A 17,233-nucleotide genomic window follows, 5' to 3' on the forward strand; every position below is an offset into this window, starting at 1 on the left:
AACGCCGCATCGACACTGCCTTCAATGTCGCCAGCCGCGCGATTCATCATATCCCGGCCTAAATTGGAAAGCGAGCAGCCTGCTCTGTAAAGGGCGATCCCCTAGCGAGACTTTTTCGCACCACCCGACACAAGCGATTGCTTCAGTAATTCGGTGCGCCAGTCTGCGAGGAGGTGAAAAGAAGGTCGAAGGAAGCTCGGCAACGCAAGCACCGGGGATCTTACTTCAGCGAACGAATGTACTTGGCCAAATCGGAAATTTCAGACCTATTTAGCGATAGCTTGGGCATATTCGGGTGTGGAATCAGCAGCAGAAAGGCCAGCTTGTTCTGATCGAAGTCGGGCCTCTTCGCCAGATATGTGAACGGCGGCGCCAGATCGGTGGAGTTCCTTTGCCCGCTCTCGACGAGATGGCAGCTTGCACACCAGCGTTCGGCGATATCCTTGCCGTTGGAAGGATCCGCAGCCCGGCACAGGAAGTTGGCGCGGACGGTCGGATCGTCGCCTCGGCCGTTTGCGTCCGGGCGGACCGATCCCAGAACCCTTTGCCGACATCTACTTTTCGCAGATTCCCCTCGGATTTTCTGGCTCGGGAGAAAATCGCAGTAATGGTAATGGTCCGCGTCCGCGCCCGACCCCTCCGTCGTGAACGCGATATCTATACCGAGCTTGTGTTTGCGCCTTGAGGCTCTCTGCGCGCTGCCGGGCTTCGTTCATCTGTCGGACGCGATGGCTGACGGCCCGACACCTTGCGCCTTCATGGCTCGCATCTTTTCAACATCGATGCTCGGCTCTGTGAGAGCCCATCGCTTTACGAAAAGCGCAGGGCTTCTGGCCCTCGAACGAGCCGCTCGGCTATCGCAAAGTGACGCGCGAGGACGGCCGCAAGATCACATCGCGATCCGCTGCTGAATGATCGGATCGATGAGCTATTGGGCAGCGGGCTGACCATGACCGCGATGCTTCCGCTTCGCGCTCGACGCGCCGAGATCATCCGAGACCTTGACTGGCTTAAGTGGATGCTGGCCATCAACAACCTGTTGCTGCTGGCCGTTCGAAGATCAACGCGGGCGCGCTCTAAGCAGAGCTTTCGGGCATGGCTCTTTTTTGGCATAATTCGGTGCTCAGGGCGGGACCGCGTCGGAGAACTGGGCGGATGATATAGGAGCGCACGTGACCGACATCGAAGCAATCCCGAGCGAGACGATCCCCGAGACTTTAAAGCCGTGTCCGTTCTGCGGCGGGCGAGCCTACTTCGTGCGCACCGGCCATGGCCTAGGCTACGCGATCAGGTGTGGCCAGTGCTCCGCTCGCGTCGAAAGCGACGCGGGCAAGAACGACGCGATCAGGCAGTGGCAGAGCCGTGCGCATGAGCGAGCGCCCTGACGGCGATCGAGAGAGCGCGGCCAGGCGCGGCTATAGCGAAGCTCTCGACCAACGCCAAGACGATTGAACGACAGGATGGCATGAAGGAAGACTTGTTGTTCGCGCTCGACGAGAAGCGGCGCATCGACACCGCGTTCGACGTCTATCTCGGTCTCTATCAGCCGATCATCGGCCGGGAGGAGCGGCAAGCTCTATCGCGAGTTCTCGCCCGGCTTCTTCGAGCGGATCGTCATCGTCTTTAGCGAATAAGTGAAAAACGTCTCGCCAAAGTAGTCGGTGTTGGAAACGTACCCGGTTTCGTTGGGCGTAGCGAAATACAGCGGCCACGATGCTTTTCGGCATTTCTTCACGTCTGGTGTATCAACCGCAAAGTCGATGGCGGCCTCGAACTGCCGGCTAAATTCGTACAGGGTCGGTCGGTCATTCTTTAATTGTCATGACGCTCGACGTTTGCGGCCGTTTGTTTCCTTGCGTGAGTATCTTTAGCGATCTCGTGCGGCTTACCTTTTCCCAGTGACGGCCCTTTTTTGCCTGCTAGCCGTAAAGCTCGCTCCGGCGGTCATCTAATTAGGAGGTGGCAACCGACCATCCAGCCAATCCTGCTCTTCCGCAAGTGCGACCCAAGCTTTCGCCTCATCGGCGAGTTCACCGCATTTGCGGGCGTTCTCTCTGTACTCTTCCGATTTGGTCAACATGACGCGCACTCTGAATCCTCCACTCATTTCGAGCTAAAGCTTCCGCGGTGTCGAGCAAAGAAAACGGCCGGCAAACTTGCCGGCCTTTTCCTCGTCAGTTCTGATTAGATCAATATCCGGGCGCCATTGGGGCAACCGGAGCACCCCAGTTGAAACGATAGTTCAGGCCGACCTTGATGGTGTGCTGGTCGTTGCGGAAGTTAGCAACAACGGGTGCGACCAAGTTCACAGTGCCGAGATCGTAGTACTGGTACTCGACCTTGCCCGACCAGTTCTGGGTGAACAGGTATTCGAGACCGCCGCCGACGGTGTAGCCGTCACGGCCACCATTGCCACCGAAGCCGTTGGTGAAGCGCGAGTCAGCCCAGCCATAGCCGCCCTTGACGTACAGCAGCGCCGGGCCCCAGGTGTAGCCGAGCCGGCCGGTGACCGAGCCGAGGCCGCGGTTGGCGAAGAAGCTGCCGGTGTCGAGGAAGCTGTAGTTGGCTTCGAGGCCGAAGACCCAGTTCGGCGAGAACTGTGTGTCGTAGCCGACCTGCACACCGCCCATGAACACGCCGTCGTTATTGTTGTTGAAACCGACGACACCGGGCGCAAAGATGTTATTGTTGCCACCGAAGGCGCCGCCGATGTGACCACCGAGATAGAAGCCGGTCCAGTTATAGATCGGGGCGGGCGGCGCATAGGGCGGAGCTTTGGTGTACGGACGTGCTGCCAAATCAGCGGCGGAAGCAGCCGATGCACTGATCAGCACAGCTGCAGTGGTTAGCAAAATCTTTTTCATGAGCGGACCCTTTAGGTTGGAATCGATACCTTGTATTATAAAAATAACCTCTGCGGTTGCTGTAGCTGCTCTGCCACACTTCGGGAAATGTCGACGGCGCGCGGTTGCAAAAAAAAGCCCCGCCATTCGTGGGCGGGGCTAAGGATGATTCGATTCCTGGACCGGACGGTTGCCGGCTAAGACAAAAAAACACAGGTCCATTCGATTTCCAAGCAAAATTGCATTGGGCTCAGTGCGATCTGCGACACTCTTCGCTTTCATCCTTAGCCATATCTCAACTAGCCGCCGAATCGCTTCTGATCAGGATGAAAGGGCGAGGTTTCCGTCCGCACCATCCTCACCCCTCCGCAGACTGGGCCGGGCGCTATGATATGATATGATGAATTTGTGGGATGCTTTCAGCACCGGCACAGTCTCGGTTGCAGTCAGGTGGGAAATCTTCCCACCTGCGCCCACCGTTCCGCGCCAGTCATGACTCTCTTCCGAACGGCTTTTCTCACATCCAGCGCCGCACCCTGGCAATGTAATCATCATAAGCCGCTCCGAACTGACGACGCATTTTAGCTTCCTCGAAGGGGATATGGACCCAGTTGGTCGTGGCGAATACGGCGGCGGGCGCGATGAACATCGGCCAAGCACCAATCCAGATGGCGATTCCCAGGGTCAGAGTTATGAGGCCCAGATACATCGGGTTACGGGTGAACTGGTAGGGACCGCTGATAACCAATTTGCGATTGGACGGCGAAGTTGGCTCGATTTCGGTGCGCTCACGCCTGAAAAGAACGAAGGCCCAGACTGCCAGGATGAACGATAGGACTACCAAGGCCATTCCCAGCAGCGGCAACGGCAGGCCGGGAAGGCTCGGCCAGCCGAGCGACCAGCTGAGCGCTACACACAACAGTAGATAGATTAATGCCCAGATTGGTGGAGGAAGCTTGAGCATGTTCGAACCGGCTGAATTGACGGTCTGGATAAAAACAAAATAGCTCGGATTTACGTCGAGAATCGATCACTCAGCGAAATGGATTTTGAAACGACGCCACCGCCGAACCGGCGCGCTCTTTTTATCAGGTTAGTGAAGGCGAGAGCGCAATTGACCGTTTCTCATCTCAGGTAAAAGCCAGCGAGCCATCCGCACAATCTGCATCGCTCGCAAAAAAACACGGGACAGGTTCAACAGGACAAAACATTTTGCAGGTTTGGTGTGGTGTCGCGGACCGTGCGACGGAATTTGCGGTCCTAAGCGCGGTCAGGATCTTCTGCGTCCGCACCGTCCGCATCGGCTGCTTGGCCGCGAGCTGCCGTTCTTGAATAAAAGAACTAGGCGCGTCGCCGCGGAACCTGATTTCCGACGTGTTGACGAAGGGATCCGAGACCACTTGGCCATTAGAATAACTATCCGTAAATCGCTGTTTAGTCGTTTGTTGACAGCAGCTGTTGATTGCGTGTAAACTGAAACCAAAACAGGGCACGGAGCATGAAACCATGAAGACGGGGAGGGAGAAGTTCGGCCCATTCATCCGCCGGGAGCGGGAGGCGAAGGAGATAGGGTTGCGGGAAATGGCCAAGATGATCGGGGTGAGCCCGACCTATCTGTCGAAGGTGGAACGGGACGAGTTCGCGCCACCGGCCGAGGACAGGGTCAAGGCGATCGCGAAGGTCATCGATTGTGACGTGGACGAGCTTCTGGCGCGGGCGGGCCGCGTGTCGAGCGACCTGTCGGATATCATCAAGCGTCACCCGGTCGAACTGGCGGCGCTGCTGCGGACCACGAACGGATTGACGACCGAAGACATCGCCCGACTGGCGCAAAACGCGCAGAGGGCGAAGGACAAATGAGCGCCTGATTGGGGGATGATGGTTTCAAAAATGCAGATGAGGATCGGCGATCAATGACCAGGTTCGTTTCCTATGTGGCCGACGAGGCGATCGAAAAGGACGCGCAGGCGCTCCTGGCCGGGTATGCCTATGCGCGCGGCGTCCCGATCGAACTGCCCATCGCGATCGACGACATCATCGAGAAGTACCTGAAGATCGGTATCGAGTTCGACGATACACACCGTCTGTTCGGCGTACCGCGTTCGGGCATCGGGTTTGACCCCGATATCCTCGGCGCCATGTTCTTCGAGCAGAAGCGGATCGTGATCGACGAAAGCCTCGATCCTGACGCCAATCCGGCGAAGGAGGGGCGCTATCGCTATACGGTGGCGCATGAGGTCGGACATTGGCAGCTTCATCGGGCCTTATTTGGCAAAGACCCGGCGCAAATATCGCTTCTTGAAACCAATTCCGCGCCGAGCGTCGTTTGCCGATCCAGCCAGGCCAAGGAGCGGATCGAATTGCAGGCCGACCTCTATGCCTCCTGCCTGTTGATGCCGCGCAAGCTGGTCTTCGCCGCCTGGGACGAAGTCTTCCCCGACCGCAAGCAGCGGGTGCTTCAGCCATCCGAACCGATTGACCATCCCTTCGTCGAGATCGCACGCTTCGAAAGCCGCATTTCCGATCGTGCCTTCGCCGAAAGCGATGATCAGGCGCTTGAACGCTTCGCCAAGCCTTTCGCCGAGAAATTCCTCGTCTCTCCAATCGCCATGCGCATCCGACTCGAAAAGCTTGGGCTGTTGCACCGCGCCGTGCCACTTCAGGGGCTTCTGTCGGAGGGCGTGTGAACCCATTTTTTTGAGGAGATCGTCAAGTGTTAACTGAACGAGCTATCAGCAAGCAGCCGAACCGGATAGACGCCGCATTTGAAACGCGCGATTTCTATCTCGCCTGTTTCCTGCGTTGCCTCGGCTACGAGCTGGTGAATCTGCGCGACGAGGGCCGGCGCAAGGTGTTCGTCTTTCGCGATCGCGCCACGCGGCGCGCCGATGTGATGGCCTTCTATGGCGACGCCACCACCGTTCGTCCGCTGGCTTTCGCCGCAACCATCAAGGACATGAAAGGACTTCTGCACAATGGCTGAGAAGCTCATCCATTTCAACGCTCGCGAGGCGAACGGATCTCAACTTCGCGAAGCCCTAGAACAAATCTACGAGGTTGTCCTCGATGGTCTGCACCACGGTCACTTCCGCTGCTCTATCTCCAGCGCGATCGGTAAAGGCAGTCGTCGAGACCTGGTGATCGAGGCGGGCAAGTCGCACAAGTTCACGATTCCTGAGGATGAATTGCCGCGCTAACGCGGCGAACAAGCCGGCGATCCCTGAGACGGGGACGCCTCAAGATGCAAATCCCTGTTGGGTCCAGCGTCATCGGTGGGATTCCGAGACCGGAGGCCAGGAGCACGGAGCGGCAGAAACGCCCGTGAGTCTTCGATGAACCGTCTCGACGCTGCAAACGACAATGGCGTGGGCAAGCAGATTGCCCGGGCCCGGCAAGTCTGGCAAACGCGCATGGGGCGCGACCTCATTGACGAGGACGCCCGCCAAATCATGCACAATGTGACTGGCTTCTTCGGCGTGCTACGCGAGTGGTCGCGCGCTGAAACACTCGCTGCCGCCAATGACGAGGCGGCGCCCGCCAAGCCGAACGACGGCGAGGCGCGCCATGACCGCTGAAACCATCGCCAAGGCGCTGGGCGGGCATCGCGCGGGCGCAACATGGATGGCTCGCTGCCCGGTGCATGAAGACCGTAGCCCAAGCCTTGCGATCAGCGCCGGCAAGGATGGAAAGGTGCTCGTACGCTGCCATGCCGGATGCGACCAGCGTGATCTGATCGCCGCGCTTCAAAGGCGCGGCCTTTGGCAAACGAACGAGCGGTCCGGCTTTGCCTTCAATCATCGGCGGCAGATTGCCGAAGAACCCGACGCCGATACCCTGAAGCGCGGCGCGGCAGCGCTGGCGATTTGGCAGGCATCGCACCCGGTCGAGGGAACGCCTGTCGCCAGCTATCTGCGTTCGCGCGGGCTCGACATTCCGGCTTCGCCCGCTCTGCGCTTTCATGCCGGCCTAAAACATCCGTCGGGCGGCGTCTGGCCCGCAATGGTGGCGCTGGTGACGCACGGCCTCACCGGGTCGTCGATCGCTATTCACCGCACATTCCTCGCCCGAAATGGTGGCGGCAAGGCGCCAGCTGAACCGGCGAAGATGATGCTCGGGCCTTGCCGCGGTGGCGTAGTGCGTCTCGGCGAGCTCGGCGGCGTGCTGATGGTCGGCGAAGGCATCGAGACCTGCCTTGCCGCGATGCAGGCGAGCAGCCGTCCGGCTTGGGCGGCGCTCTCGACATCGGGCCTTCGCGCCCTCGACCTGCCGGACGCGGTTCGCGATGTGACCGTGCTCGCCGATGGCGACGACCCCGGCGAAGCGGCAGCGCAGGATTGTGCGCGACGCTGGAAGCGCGAAGGGAGGCTCGTCCTGATCGCCCGCCCGCCGCAAGGCACGGACTTCAACGATCTGCTGATGCGCCGCGCGCCTCGCATCCAGGAGGGCACGCGATGAGCACTTTGGACACAGACTACAATGACGATCCGGTTTGCGCGGCTATCCATGCTGCCGAGGAGGTTCGCGATCCGCTGGAGGGCATCGTCGGACGGACGGGCACCAATCCCGGCGCCGCTTTCGCGCCCGAAGTGCTCGAACGCCTCGCGGCGCTCAAGCGCCATGATCGCGCTGCGTTCGAGGCGGTGCGCGCGCAATTGAAAAATGCCGGATGTCGAGTGACAGCACTTGACGATGCAGTTTCCGAGGAAAGCGCCGAAGCGGGCGGGCGCAGCCCGAAGCAGGCCGATATTTTGATCGGCCTCGCCCAAACCGCCGAGCTGTTTCGCACGCCGGACGGCACCGGTTTCGCCGACCTCGACATCAATGGCCACCGTGAAACCCGGCCGATCCGCGCCAAGGGTTTCCGGCGCTGGCTTGCGCGCCGTTTCTTCGAGGAGACGGGCGGCGCGCCGAGTTCGGAAGCTCTGCAATCGGCGCTGAACGTGATCGAGGCCAAGGCGCATTTCGATGCGCCTGAACGGCAGGTCCATGTCCGCGTCGGCGGGCTCGACGGGCGGCTCTATTTAGACCTCGGCGACGAAACTTGGCGTGCGGTGGAGATCGACGCCACCGGCTGGCGTGTCATCGACAATCCGCCCGTTCGCTTCCGTCGCGCATCCGGCATGAAGCCCCTGCCGGTCCCGTTGCGCGGCGGCTCAATCGAGACCTTGCGATCGTTCCTCAACGTCCAGACCGACGCCGATTTCGTTCTGGTGGTCTCGTGGATGTTGGCTTGTCTCCGCGATCGCGGTCCCTACCCGGTGATCGTCCTCTCTGGCGAGCAGGGTTCGGCGAAGTCCACCTTTTCGGCAATCCTTCGGACGCTGCTTGATCCGAACACCGCGCCGCTGCGGGCCTTGGCGCGCGAGGATCGAGACCTGTTCATTGCTGCCACCAACGGCCATGTGCTCGCCTTCGACAATGTGTCGGGCTTGCCTGCATGGATTTCGGACACGCTTTGCCGCCTTGCCACGGGGGGCGGCTTCGCGGTTCGCCAGCTCTATTCGGACCAGGACGAGGTGCTGTTTGACGCCGCTCGGCCGGTGATCCTGAATGGCATCGAAGATATCGTGACCCGGCCTGACCTCGCCGATCGCGCCATCTTCCTCACGCTTGAACCGATCCCCGAGGAGCGCCGCCGGCCAGAGCAGGAATTGTGGGCAACGTTCGAGCTTGAGCGCCCGCGCATTCTCGGCGTGCTGCTCGACGCCGTGGCGAAGGGCCTCGCCGAATTGCCGCGCACAAAGCTCGACAAACTGCCGCGCATGGCAGATTTCGCCTTGTGGGCGACGGCCTGCGAAACTGCGCTCTGGCCCTCGGGCACATTCTGGTCGGCCTATTGCGGCAATCGTGACGAGGCCGTGGACGGCGTGATCGACGCCGATCCGATCGCCGCCGGCGTGCGCGCTTTGATGACTACGCGGACGGAGTGGACGGGAACCGCCTCGGAGCTTCTGGGCGCCCTTGCCGATATGGCCGGCGAGCGCATCGCCAAGGCGAAGACCTGGCCCGATAGCCCTCGGGCGCTGGCGGGCCGGCTACGCCGGGCGGCGACCTTCCTGCGCAAGATCGGCATCGACATCGACTTCGATCGCGAGGGCCGGGCGCGGACGCGGATCATCCGCATCACCACCCGGCAATCGTTCACGACAGAAACCGGCCGGGCGCGACCGTCCGCATGGTCCGCCCCGTTTGCCGATCGGCCAAAACTCATTCCGGCCAAAGGCTTTGGGTCCCACGGCTTGCGGACGGTCGGCGGCGATGCGGACGGATCGAGGACTGACAGCGGTTCAATCGTCCGCGACAACTCATTGAAAATCAACGCTGAGACCGATGCGGACGGTGCGGACGCAAATTGCCGGCTACGTTCCGAGCCGGAAAAAACGGGTACATTGGCCTGGAGGGCGCGGCTATGAGGGCCGTCCAAGCCCTAAAACTCGCACGAGCGGCAGGCGTTCGGATCGGCATCGATGGTGATGCCCTCACGCTCACCGCCGAGGCCGCGCCGCCTGCGGACGTGCTGGATCTGCTTTCGTGTCACAAGGCCGAGGTGATCGCGCTGCTGCGCACGGGCAACGATGGATGGTCGGACGAGGACTGGCTGGCCTTGTTCGATGAACGCGCGGCCATCGCCGAGTTCGATGGCGGCTTGCCGAGACAAGAAGCTGAGGTGCGTGCCTTCGATTGCTGCGTCGTCGAATGGCTCAACCGCAATCCCGCGCTCTCGCCGTCCGGCCACTGCCTGAACTGCGGCGGAAGCGGAAACGCTCGCGACGTGCTTCTGCCGTTCGGCACCGAACCGGCAGGACATGCCTGGCTGCATTCGCGCTGTTGGCCGGCATGGCACGCCGCGCGCAAAGCCACGGCGATCGCCGCACTGACGAATATGGGAATCGGCCAGCAGAGGACACATCCATGACCGGCAAAAAGATTGCGAAGGAAACCAAAGCTCCGACCTTAGTCGTCAACGATCCCGATGACTTGAAGGGAACGCTTAAGAACATCGGCGGCTCGCGTTCAGACCACTGGAATAACATCCTCGCCAACCAGACCGTGCGGGCTCTTTGGCTAAAGCACTTAGGTCCGGAGGAGAAGGACAGGCAATATGCCGCCACCGTCGCTGCGCTCACCGGAATTGAGCCAAAGGACGAACTCGAAGGGATGATGGAATGCTACCGCCGCGCCATGATCGGTGAGCAGACCTTCGAGGGTCGGCGTGAGAACCTCGCCCAAGCAAACAAGCTATCCCGCACCTATGCCACGCTCCTCGAAGCCCTCAACCGTCATCGCGGCAAAGGCCAGCAGAAGGTCACGGTCGAACACGTCCACGTCCATGCCGGCGGACAGGCAGTGGTGGGGGTGATGGAGCAGGCGGGGGGCGGGGATCGCGCGAAATCGGAGGATCAACCCTATGCAAAGCAGATTGCCTATGCACCACAGCCAACGATGCGGTGCTCGGACGAGGGCCGGGAGCCCCTGCCGGTCGCCGGCGATGCCGAACGGCCGCTGCCGGCTGCACGGCGGCCTGTCGCCGGGCGCGCCGAAGGGCAATAAGCACGCGCTCAAGCACGGCCGCTATACCGCCGAGGCCATCGCCGAGCGACGCCAACTGATGGCCCTTTTGCGGGGCATGAAGGGTCTTGTCGAACAGGTGGATGACCACGAATAGGCCGTTGGGCCATCCTTTCGAGGGCGGGCCGGTTAGGTTCTTCCCCGCACATCCCGATTGCGGGGCGGCTGCGGCTCGATCTGCCGCCGGCGGAGGGCTGCGAACCAGACGCACACTTGTGGTTCGCGAACTCGCACTTGATGCAATCGGCGCGCATCCGTGCCAATACTCAATTTTGACTTGCACGATTGAAGGACTCGCCTGCGGCAATGGATAAACGAAGCCTCACCGAACGCGACATCTGCACGAAGTTCATCCTGCCGGCCATCAAGCGCGCTGGCTGGGACGCGATGGTGCAGGTTCGGGAGGAGGTCTATTTCACCAAGGGTCGGATCATCGTGCGCGGCAAGCTGGTGACACGCGGCAAGGCGAAGAAGGCCGACTTCGTTCTGTACTATAAGCCGAACATCCCAATAGCGCTGATCGAGGCCAAGGACAATGCGCACAGCGTTGGCCACGGCATTCAGCAGGCTCTCGACTACGCCACAACGCTCGATATCCCATTCGTGTTTTCCTCAAACGGCGACGGCTTCGTGTTTCACGACCGCACGGGCCGAAGCGTTCCGATCGAAACGAATCTTGGGCTCAACGCCTTCCCGCCGCCGGCCGACCTGTGGGCACGATATCGCGACTGGAAGGGCCTCGACGCCGAGGCCGAACAGATCGTGCTTCAGGACTATTTCGACGATGGCAGCGGCAAAGCCCCGCGCTATTATCAGGTGAACGCCGTCAACGCGGCGATCGAGGCCATTGCCAAGGGCCGCGACCGCGTGCTGTTGGTCATGGCGACTGGCACCGGCAAGACATACACGGCGTTTCAGATCATTTGGCGCCTGTGGAAGGCCGGCTACAGGAAGCGCATCTTGTTCCTTGCCGACCGCAACGTCCTGATCGACCAAACGATGGTCAACGACTTCCGACCGTTTGGTGCGGCAATGGCGAAGCTTTCAACCGATGCCAAGACCATCGAGCGGCAGGACGGCACCACCGTTGATCTGACGCTGGCCCTTGATAGAAAACGGCGCATCGACACCGCCTTCGAGGTCTATCTCGGGCTCTATCAGGCGATCACCGGGCGGGAGGAACGGCAGAAGCTCTATCGCGAGTTCTCGCCCGGTTTCTTCGACCTGATCGTGATCGACGAATGCCATCGCGGCAGCGCGGCCGAGGATTCGGCCTGGCGTGAAATCCTCACCCATTTTTCCGGCGCAACGCAGATCGGTCTCACCGCCACGCCGAAAGAAACCGAGTACGTCTCTAATACCTGCTATTTCGGTGAGCCAGTTTTCACCTATTCGCTCAGGCAGGGGGTCAGCGACGGCTTCCTTGCGCCCTACAAGGTCATCAAGGTTCATATCGACCGCGATGTGGAAGGTTATCGTCCCGAACTCGGCCAGCTCGACCGCGATGGCAACGAGGTCGAGGACCGCATCTATAACGCCAAGGATTTCGACCGGCACATCGTGCTCGACGATCGAACGGTGCTGACCGCAAAGAAGATCACTGAGTTCCTGAAGGAAAGCGGCGATCGCTTCCAGAAGACCATTGTCTTCTGCGTCGATAGGGAGCACGCGGTGCGGATGCGGCAGGCGCTAATCAACGAGAACGCCGATCTGGTCGCCGAAAACCAGCGCTATGTCATGCGCATCACCGGCGATGATAAGGAAGGGCAGGACCAGCTCGGCAATTTCATTGACCCGGAGTCGAAATGGCCCGTGCTGGTCACCACGTCGCGGCTCTTGTCAACCGGCGTCGATGCACAGACCTGCCGGCTGATCGTGCTCGACCGGGCGGTGGGCTCGATGACCGAGTTCAAGCAGATCGTCGGACGGGGCACCCGCGTTCACGAGGACTCCAAGAAGCTCTTCTTCACGCTGATCGACTTTCGCGGCGCGACGGCGCATTCCCGATTTCGACGGCGACCCGGTGCAGATTTACGAGCCGGGCGACGGCGATCCGATCACGCCGCCAGACGTTGCACCACAGGGTGACGACACCATCCCGCCAAAGCCCGGCGACGACGAAACGGTGGTCGATCAGCCGAGCTTGCCATTGTCGGCCGGTGGACAGATCCGCAAGATTTATGTCGATGGCGTTGGCGCCCGCATCTTGGCCGAGCGCGTCGAATATCTCGACGAGAACGGCAAGCTCGTCACCGAATCCCTGCGAGACTTCACCAAGACGGCGCTGAAGAAGCGTTTCGCCAGCCTCGACGATTTTCTCAAGCGCTGGAAATCGGCCGAGCGCAAGCAGGCGATTATCGAGGAATTGGAGGCCGAGGGTCTGGCGCTCGATGCCCTGGCGGACGCACTCGGCAAGAACCTCGATCCCTTCGATCTGATCTGTCACGTCGCCTTCGACAAGAAGCCGCTCACCCGTCGCGAGCGGGCCGAGAACGTCAAGAAGCGCGATGTTTTCACCAAATATGGGCCGCAAGCTTGCGCCGTGCTCGACGCGCTACTCGAAAAATACCGCGACGAGGGAGTGCTTAATCTGAACGACGCCAACGTCCTGAAGGTGACGCCCTTCGCCGCGATGGGCAGCGTTATCCAACTTATCAATGCGTTCGGCGGCAAGGAGGGCTTCGAGGCGGCCGTTCACGAAATGCAGGATGCGCTTTATCAGCAAACGGCATGAAGAAATGAAGAAGTCATCCTCCGATCGAGACCTGAGAATCCCAGTCCGCTTTGTCGATGATCGTTGGGAATGTGCGTACGGCGGCGTTGTTCCTGTTGTTAACGGTAGCGAGGCTGAACTCGTCATCAACGGTCGGGCGATCAGCGAACAATCGTTTCTCGGGCGAATGAAGGCGAAGGACACCATCCCGGTGCTCGATCAAGACGCGGCGCTGTATGCCTATCTTGCGACGAAGGACCAAAGAGATCTCAGCGAGCAATCGAAAAACCATTTGATTGCATGGGAGACAATGAGCCCGAAGATTGCGATAGAGCGTATCGAAAACTGGAGCACCGGAGGATTGAGCCTCGTTAAGATTACGATCGGAAAGCCGACAGACCAACAAGCAAAAAAATTTCAAACCAGCAAAGGCGGGCTTTGGCTGCTGACTGAAGGACCGAAAGCCGTGGGACTTCAATCGACGACGATTTGCCTTCCCGCGCCCGTATTCAAGAACCCGGTAAACAGCCTAAACCATGCCTTCACAAAACTTTCTGAAATGTATGAGCCTTGGCGCATCTCCCATACTGGAAACGTATACCAGCGCTTTTTGTACGAAGAGAAGGATGGGAGATGGTATCCGCTCGAGCTTCTGCGAAATACGGCTTTAGCCAAGAAGGAACAGGAGATTGCATACCAACTCTGGCAGGATTTCATGGAGCGACTCTCGGCCCAGACCAAGGCCAGGGAGGAATAACCAATGATCGTCCGCACCACCGTCAAATCCATTCAGGACATCATGCGCCAGGACGTGGGCGTTGATGGAGATGCACAGCGTATCAGCCAGCTCACCTGGCTATTCTTTCTAAAAATCATCGACGATCAAGATCAGGAGCTCGAACTGACCAAGGACGGCTATCGCTCGCCTATCCCTAAAAAATTCCAGTGGCGCAAATGGGCGGCCGACCCGGAGGGCATTACCGGGCAGGCGCTACTCGACTTCGTCAACGGCGAGCTGTTCCCAGCATTGAAGGGATTGCAGGTTTCGGCCAAGCCTGGCGACCGCCGCCGGGTCGTGCGCGACGTGTTCGAGGACGCTTATAACTACATGAAATCCGGGCAATTGATGCGGCAGGTGATCAACCGCATCAACGAGGTGGATTTCAACGACCTCAAGGAGCGCCGCGACTTTGGCGAGTTCTATGAGCAATTGCTCAACGATCTTCAATCCGCCGGCAATGCTGGCGAGTATTACACGCCGCGCGCCGTCACAGCCTTCATGGTCGATCGCATGGACCCGCATCCAGGCGAAATCCTGTTCGATCCCGCCTGCGGCACGGGCGGGTTCTTGACCTGCGCGATTCGTTACATGGAGAACAAGGGCTACGTCCGCACGCCGAAACAGCGCGAGAAGATGCAGGCAAGCTTGCGCGCGGTGGAGAAGAAGCAACTTCCGCACATGCTCTGCGTCACCAACATGCTGCTGCACGGCATAGAGGACCCCAGCTTCGTGCGCCACGACAACACGCTGGCCCGGCCGCTGATTTCGTGGAGCAAGGACGAGCGCGTCGATATCGTTGTCACCAATCCGCCCTTCGGTGGCAAGGAGGAAGATGGCATCGAGAACAATTTCCCGACCTTCCGCACCAAGGAGACGGCCGACCTGTTCCTCGCGCTGATTGTGCGCCTGCTCAAGACTGATGGCCGTGCCGCCGTGGTGCAGCCCGATGGCACGCTGTTCGGCGAGGGCATCAAGACGCGACTCAAGGAACATCTGATGGAGGAGTGCAACCTCCACACTATTGTTCGCCTGCCCAATTCGGTGTTCAAGCCTTACGCCTCGATAGGCACCAATCTGCTGTTCTTCGAGAAAGGCGCGCCGACGAAAGACATCTGGTTCTACGAGCACCGCGTGCCCGAGGGCCAAAAAGCCTATTCGATGACCAAGCCCATCCGGCTTGAGCATTTCCGAGGCTGCATAGACTGGTGGGGCGGCAAGGAGCGAAAGGGCCGCAAGGAGACGCCACAGGCGTGGCGTGTCACCGCCGACGAGGTGAAGGTGCGAGGCTACAATCTCGATATCAAGAACCCGCATGCGGTGGCCGGCGATCATGGCGATCCGAAAACGCTGCTGGCGGATCTTGTCCGCGCCGAGGCCGAGACAGCGAGCTATCGCGATCAGTTGAAGGCGATTCTCGCCGAGGCGCTGGCCCGATGAACGCCGAACGCCTGCTGGCGCAGTACGAGAAGATCGCCGAGGCGCCCGACGCCATTGCGCGGCTGCGCCGTTTCATTATCGATCTGGCGGTGCGCGGCAAGCTTGTGCCGCAGGATGCCACCGACGAACCGGCCCCGGAACTACTGAAGCGGATCGCGAAGGAGAAGGCGCGGCTAGTGAAAGCGGGCAAGCTCCGGGATCGACCGGAGCTTTTGGTCGTAGCCGATGACCAAGCGCCATTCGGTGTTCCATCGACTTGGCTGTGGGTTCGTTTTTCAAGCATCGCTGATTTCTCTGCCGGCAGAACACCGTCACGGCATGATCCGTCGTTTTGGAACACAGGCGACCATGCGTGGGTGAGCATCGCCGACATGGAGGACGGACACCTTCTATCTGCGACGAAGGAGACAGTGAGCGACCGAGCGAAAGAACGTGTCTTTGGCTCAGAGCCCGAGGAGCCGGGCACTATCATCATGAGCTTCAAGCTCACAATCGGGAAGATTGCTCGCCTCGGTGTTCCAGCGTTTCACAACGAGGCAATTATTTCGATCCACCCGCATGTGGCAGGCTTTGACGGATACCTGTTTAAGGTTCTCCCGCAATTTGCGCGTCAGGGCGAGATCAAAGGCGCGATTAAGGGTGCAACGCTCAACCGCGATTCGATTTCGAATATCCTGCTTCCCCTCCCACCACTCGCCGAGCAGCACCGCATCGTCGCCAAGGTCGATAAGTTGATGAGCCTGTGCGACCGGCTGGAGGGGGCGCGGGCAAGCCGCGAGAGGTCACGCGACCGGCTCACGGCGGCAAGCCTCGCCCGCCTCAACGCACCCGATCCCGAAACATTCGAGGCCGACGCCCGCTTCGCGCTCCATGCTTTGCCGGCGCTGACCAGGCGCCCCGACCAGATCAAGGCCCTGCGCCAGACCATCCTCAACCTCGCCGTGCGCGGGAAGCTCGTGCCGCAGGACCCGAACGACGAACTGGCGTCGGAATTGTTTGCACGGATGGTCAAGGAACGGAAGGAAATGGTTGCGAGGCGCAAGATCAGAGGAGCGACGCCCCCAAAGCCACCGTCGGCCGAGAAAGAAGGATTTGACCTCCCGGCCTCGTGGCGGCTTTGCGCTCTCGGTCAGATCACGCTGATTACCGATCCAAACCCCAGCCATCGCTACCCTGACTATTCGGGCGGAACAGTTCCGATCCTCTCCACACGAGAATTTCTCGGCGACGACGGATGGAATCCGAAAACCGCTAAGCTCACTACTCAAGCCTTTTGGGAGTTTCAAAAAGAGATATGTGACTTCGCCGAACACGACATCATCTTCGCAAGAAAGGGCCGACTTGGGCTTCCCCGCTTCCTTCCGCCCTTCGAGAAGTTCACGTTCAGTCACACTCTATTTTCTATCAAGCCGATGACAGGGCTCGATCCGGCCTACTTGCTCTGGCTTCTCCGCCGAGACGAGGTAGTGGCTTGGCTGACCAATGAAATGAACCAAAACACCGGCGTGCCTCGCGAAGCCTGCCTTCAACCCGCCGAACTGGCTGTTCGCGCCGGTTTGGACTCTGCTCTACATCCTGATCGCCATCGCCGGCTGGCGTGTCTTTGAGCGGAATCGCGATGGCTTGCCGATGAAACTTTGGTGGCTATCGCTTTTGCTCAATTTCCTTTGGCCGCCAACTTTTTTCTCGGCGCACCAGGTCGGCGCCGCGCTTGTCGTCATCCTGCTGCTGCTGGCCACCATTGTTGCTTTCATCGGGACGGCTTGGCGGCGGGATCGCGTGGCGGCGTGGCTGTTCGCGCCTTACGCCGCCTGGGTGGCGTTTGCCTCGGTGCTGAACGGCTCGATCTGGACGCTGAACTGATGCGCGCGTCACGGCGAGGGCCTCGCC

The 17,233-nt window shown here is 60.2% G+C and carries 17 protein-coding genes and 4 pseudogenes; 18 read left to right on the top strand and 3 right to left on the bottom strand.

The window, feature by feature from the left end; genetic code table 11:
* Window positions 1-220: 220 nt before the first annotated feature.
* On the bottom strand, window positions 221-661 hold the full coding sequence (locus GGQ85_RS10900; RefSeq protein ID WP_309774597.1) for a c-type cytochrome: 441 nt from the start codon (window positions 659-661) through the stop codon (window positions 221-223).
* A 511-nt stretch (window positions 662-1,172) separates the two neighbouring features.
* Between GGQ85_RS10900 and GGQ85_RS10905 the strand changes: the two genes are divergently transcribed.
* The 3 genes and pseudogenes from GGQ85_RS10905 to GGQ85_RS10915 all read left to right on the top strand — a co-directional run.
* Window positions 1,173-1,385: a Lar family restriction alleviation protein gene (locus GGQ85_RS10905; protein WP_309774537.1), complete on the top strand. Its 213-nt coding sequence runs from the start codon at window positions 1,173-1,175 to the stop codon at window positions 1,383-1,385.
* A gap of 17 nt (window positions 1,386-1,402) precedes the next feature.
* Window positions 1,403-1,619, top strand: a pseudogene (locus tag GGQ85_RS10910) (hypothetical protein); the annotation flags it as partial.
* 75 nt (window positions 1,620-1,694) lie between these two features.
* Window positions 1,695-1,902, top strand: a pseudogene (locus tag GGQ85_RS10915) (site-specific integrase); the annotation flags it as partial.
* Between the two features lie 287 nt (window positions 1,903-2,189).
* Here GGQ85_RS10915 and GGQ85_RS10920 read toward each other — a convergent pair.
* Window positions 2,190-2,864: an outer membrane protein gene (locus GGQ85_RS10920; protein WP_309774539.1), complete on the bottom strand. Its 675-nt coding sequence runs from the start codon at window positions 2,862-2,864 to the stop codon at window positions 2,190-2,192.
* 496 nt (window positions 2,865-3,360) lie between these two features.
* Entirely contained in the window at window positions 3,361-3,807 is a 447-nt protein-coding gene (locus tag GGQ85_RS10925; protein ID WP_309774540.1) for a methyltransferase family protein, read from the bottom strand.
* 542 nt (window positions 3,808-4,349) lie between these two features.
* Here GGQ85_RS10925 and GGQ85_RS10930 point away from each other — a divergent pair.
* From GGQ85_RS10930 to GGQ85_RS11005, 15 genes and pseudogenes are all read left to right on the top strand, one after another.
* Window positions 4,350-4,703, top strand: coding sequence for a helix-turn-helix domain-containing protein (locus tag GGQ85_RS10930; protein ID WP_309774541.1), 354 nt, complete (start codon window positions 4,350-4,352; stop codon window positions 4,701-4,703).
* A gap of 53 nt (window positions 4,704-4,756) precedes the next feature.
* The gene (locus GGQ85_RS10935; protein ID WP_309774542.1) at window positions 4,757-5,530 is read left to right on the top strand and encodes an ImmA/IrrE family metallo-endopeptidase; all 774 of its coding nucleotides are present in this window, start codon (window positions 4,757-4,759) and stop codon (window positions 5,528-5,530) included.
* Window positions 5,531-5,556: 26 nt separating this feature from the next.
* The gene (locus GGQ85_RS10940) at window positions 5,557-5,826 is read left to right on the top strand and encodes a DUF5659 domain-containing protein (RefSeq protein ID WP_309774543.1); all 270 of its coding nucleotides are present in this window, start codon (window positions 5,557-5,559) and stop codon (window positions 5,824-5,826) included.
* On the top strand, window positions 5,819-6,040 hold the full coding sequence (locus GGQ85_RS10945) for a hypothetical protein (RefSeq protein ID WP_309774544.1): 222 nt from the start codon (window positions 5,819-5,821) through the stop codon (window positions 6,038-6,040). The genes GGQ85_RS10940 and GGQ85_RS10945 overlap by 8 nt, the downstream gene beginning before the upstream one ends.
* A gap of 135 nt (window positions 6,041-6,175) precedes the next feature.
* Entirely contained in the window at window positions 6,176-6,418 is a 243-nt protein-coding gene (locus GGQ85_RS10950) for a hypothetical protein (RefSeq protein WP_309774545.1), read from the top strand.
* The gene (locus GGQ85_RS10955; RefSeq protein ID WP_309774546.1) at window positions 6,408-7,298 is read left to right on the top strand and encodes a DUF7146 domain-containing protein; all 891 of its coding nucleotides are present in this window, start codon (window positions 6,408-6,410) and stop codon (window positions 7,296-7,298) included. Before GGQ85_RS10950 ends, GGQ85_RS10955 begins: the two co-directional genes overlap by 11 nt.
* The gene (locus GGQ85_RS10960; RefSeq protein WP_309774547.1) at window positions 7,295-9,256 is read left to right on the top strand and encodes an AICE element replication initiation protein; all 1,962 of its coding nucleotides are present in this window, start codon (window positions 7,295-7,297) and stop codon (window positions 9,254-9,256) included. Before GGQ85_RS10955 ends, GGQ85_RS10960 begins: the two co-directional genes overlap by 4 nt.
* Entirely contained in the window at window positions 9,253-9,759 is a 507-nt protein-coding gene (locus GGQ85_RS10965; protein WP_309774548.1) for a hypothetical protein, read from the top strand. The genes GGQ85_RS10960 and GGQ85_RS10965 overlap by 4 nt, the downstream gene beginning before the upstream one ends.
* The gene (locus GGQ85_RS10970) at window positions 9,756-10,394 is read left to right on the top strand and encodes a hypothetical protein (protein WP_309774549.1); all 639 of its coding nucleotides are present in this window, start codon (window positions 9,756-9,758) and stop codon (window positions 10,392-10,394) included. The genes GGQ85_RS10965 and GGQ85_RS10970 overlap by 4 nt, the downstream gene beginning before the upstream one ends.
* Window positions 10,330-10,509 (top strand): annotated as a pseudogene (locus GGQ85_RS10975) (HGGxSTG domain-containing protein); the annotation flags it as partial. The gene GGQ85_RS10970 and the pseudogene GGQ85_RS10975, both read left to right, overlap by 65 nt.
* Before the next feature lie 209 nt (window positions 10,510-10,718).
* Window positions 10,719-13,146 (top strand): annotated as a pseudogene (hsdR, locus tag GGQ85_RS10980) (EcoAI/FtnUII family type I restriction enzme subunit R).
* Window positions 13,121-13,882: a hypothetical protein gene (locus tag GGQ85_RS10990; protein ID WP_309774553.1), complete on the top strand. Its 762-nt coding sequence runs from the start codon at window positions 13,121-13,123 to the stop codon at window positions 13,880-13,882. The pseudogene hsdR and the gene GGQ85_RS10990 overlap by 26 nt, the downstream one beginning before the upstream one ends.
* A gap of 3 nt (window positions 13,883-13,885) precedes the next feature.
* Window positions 13,886-15,343: a type I restriction-modification system subunit M gene (locus GGQ85_RS10995; protein WP_309774554.1), complete on the top strand. Its 1,458-nt coding sequence runs from the start codon at window positions 13,886-13,888 to the stop codon at window positions 15,341-15,343.
* The gene (locus tag GGQ85_RS11000) at window positions 15,340-16,950 is read left to right on the top strand and encodes a restriction endonuclease subunit S (RefSeq protein ID WP_309774555.1); all 1,611 of its coding nucleotides are present in this window, start codon (window positions 15,340-15,342) and stop codon (window positions 16,948-16,950) included. Before GGQ85_RS10995 ends, GGQ85_RS11000 begins: the two co-directional genes overlap by 4 nt.
* A complete protein-coding gene (locus GGQ85_RS11005) occupies window positions 16,907-17,206 on the top strand; it encodes a TspO/MBR family protein (RefSeq protein WP_309774598.1) in 300 nt (99 codons plus the stop codon). Before GGQ85_RS11000 ends, GGQ85_RS11005 begins: the two co-directional genes overlap by 44 nt.
* The last annotated feature ends 27 nt before the right edge of the window (window positions 17,207-17,233 follow it).

This window comes from Nitrobacter vulgaris (genome assembly GCF_031453995.1).
Classification (GTDB): domain Bacteria; phylum Pseudomonadota; class Alphaproteobacteria; order Rhizobiales; family Xanthobacteraceae; genus Nitrobacter; species Nitrobacter vulgaris.

Bases quoted from the DNA above. Each gene is read 5' to 3' on its own strand.
- GGQ85_RS10920 (WP_309774539.1), bottom strand. From the start codon at position 2,864: ATGAAAAAGATTTTGCTAACCACTGCAGCTGTGCTGATCAGTGCATCG.
- GGQ85_RS10925 (WP_309774540.1), bottom strand. From the start codon at position 3,807: ATGCTCAAGCTTCCTCCACCAATCTGGGCATTAATCTATCTACTGTTG.
- GGQ85_RS10930 (WP_309774541.1), top strand. From the start codon at position 4,350: ATGAAGACGGGGAGGGAGAAGTTCGGCCCATTCATCCGCCGGGAGCGG.
- GGQ85_RS10935 (WP_309774542.1), top strand. From the start codon at position 4,757: ATGACCAGGTTCGTTTCCTATGTGGCCGACGAGGCGATCGAAAAGGAC.
- GGQ85_RS10945 (WP_309774544.1), top strand. From the start codon at position 5,819: ATGGCTGAGAAGCTCATCCATTTCAACGCTCGCGAGGCGAACGGATCT.
- GGQ85_RS10950 (WP_309774545.1), top strand. From the start codon at position 6,176: ATGAACCGTCTCGACGCTGCAAACGACAATGGCGTGGGCAAGCAGATT.
- GGQ85_RS10955 (WP_309774546.1), top strand. From the start codon at position 6,408: ATGACCGCTGAAACCATCGCCAAGGCGCTGGGCGGGCATCGCGCGGGC.
- GGQ85_RS10960 (WP_309774547.1), top strand. From the start codon at position 7,295: ATGAGCACTTTGGACACAGACTACAATGACGATCCGGTTTGCGCGGCT.
- GGQ85_RS10965 (WP_309774548.1), top strand. From the start codon at position 9,253: ATGAGGGCCGTCCAAGCCCTAAAACTCGCACGAGCGGCAGGCGTTCGG.
- GGQ85_RS10970 (WP_309774549.1), top strand. From the start codon at position 9,756: ATGACCGGCAAAAAGATTGCGAAGGAAACCAAAGCTCCGACCTTAGTC.
- GGQ85_RS10990 (WP_309774553.1), top strand. From the start codon at position 13,121: ATGCGCTTTATCAGCAAACGGCATGAAGAAATGAAGAAGTCATCCTCC.
- GGQ85_RS10995 (WP_309774554.1), top strand. From the start codon at position 13,886: ATGATCGTCCGCACCACCGTCAAATCCATTCAGGACATCATGCGCCAG.
- GGQ85_RS11000 (WP_309774555.1), top strand. From the start codon at position 15,340: ATGAACGCCGAACGCCTGCTGGCGCAGTACGAGAAGATCGCCGAGGCG.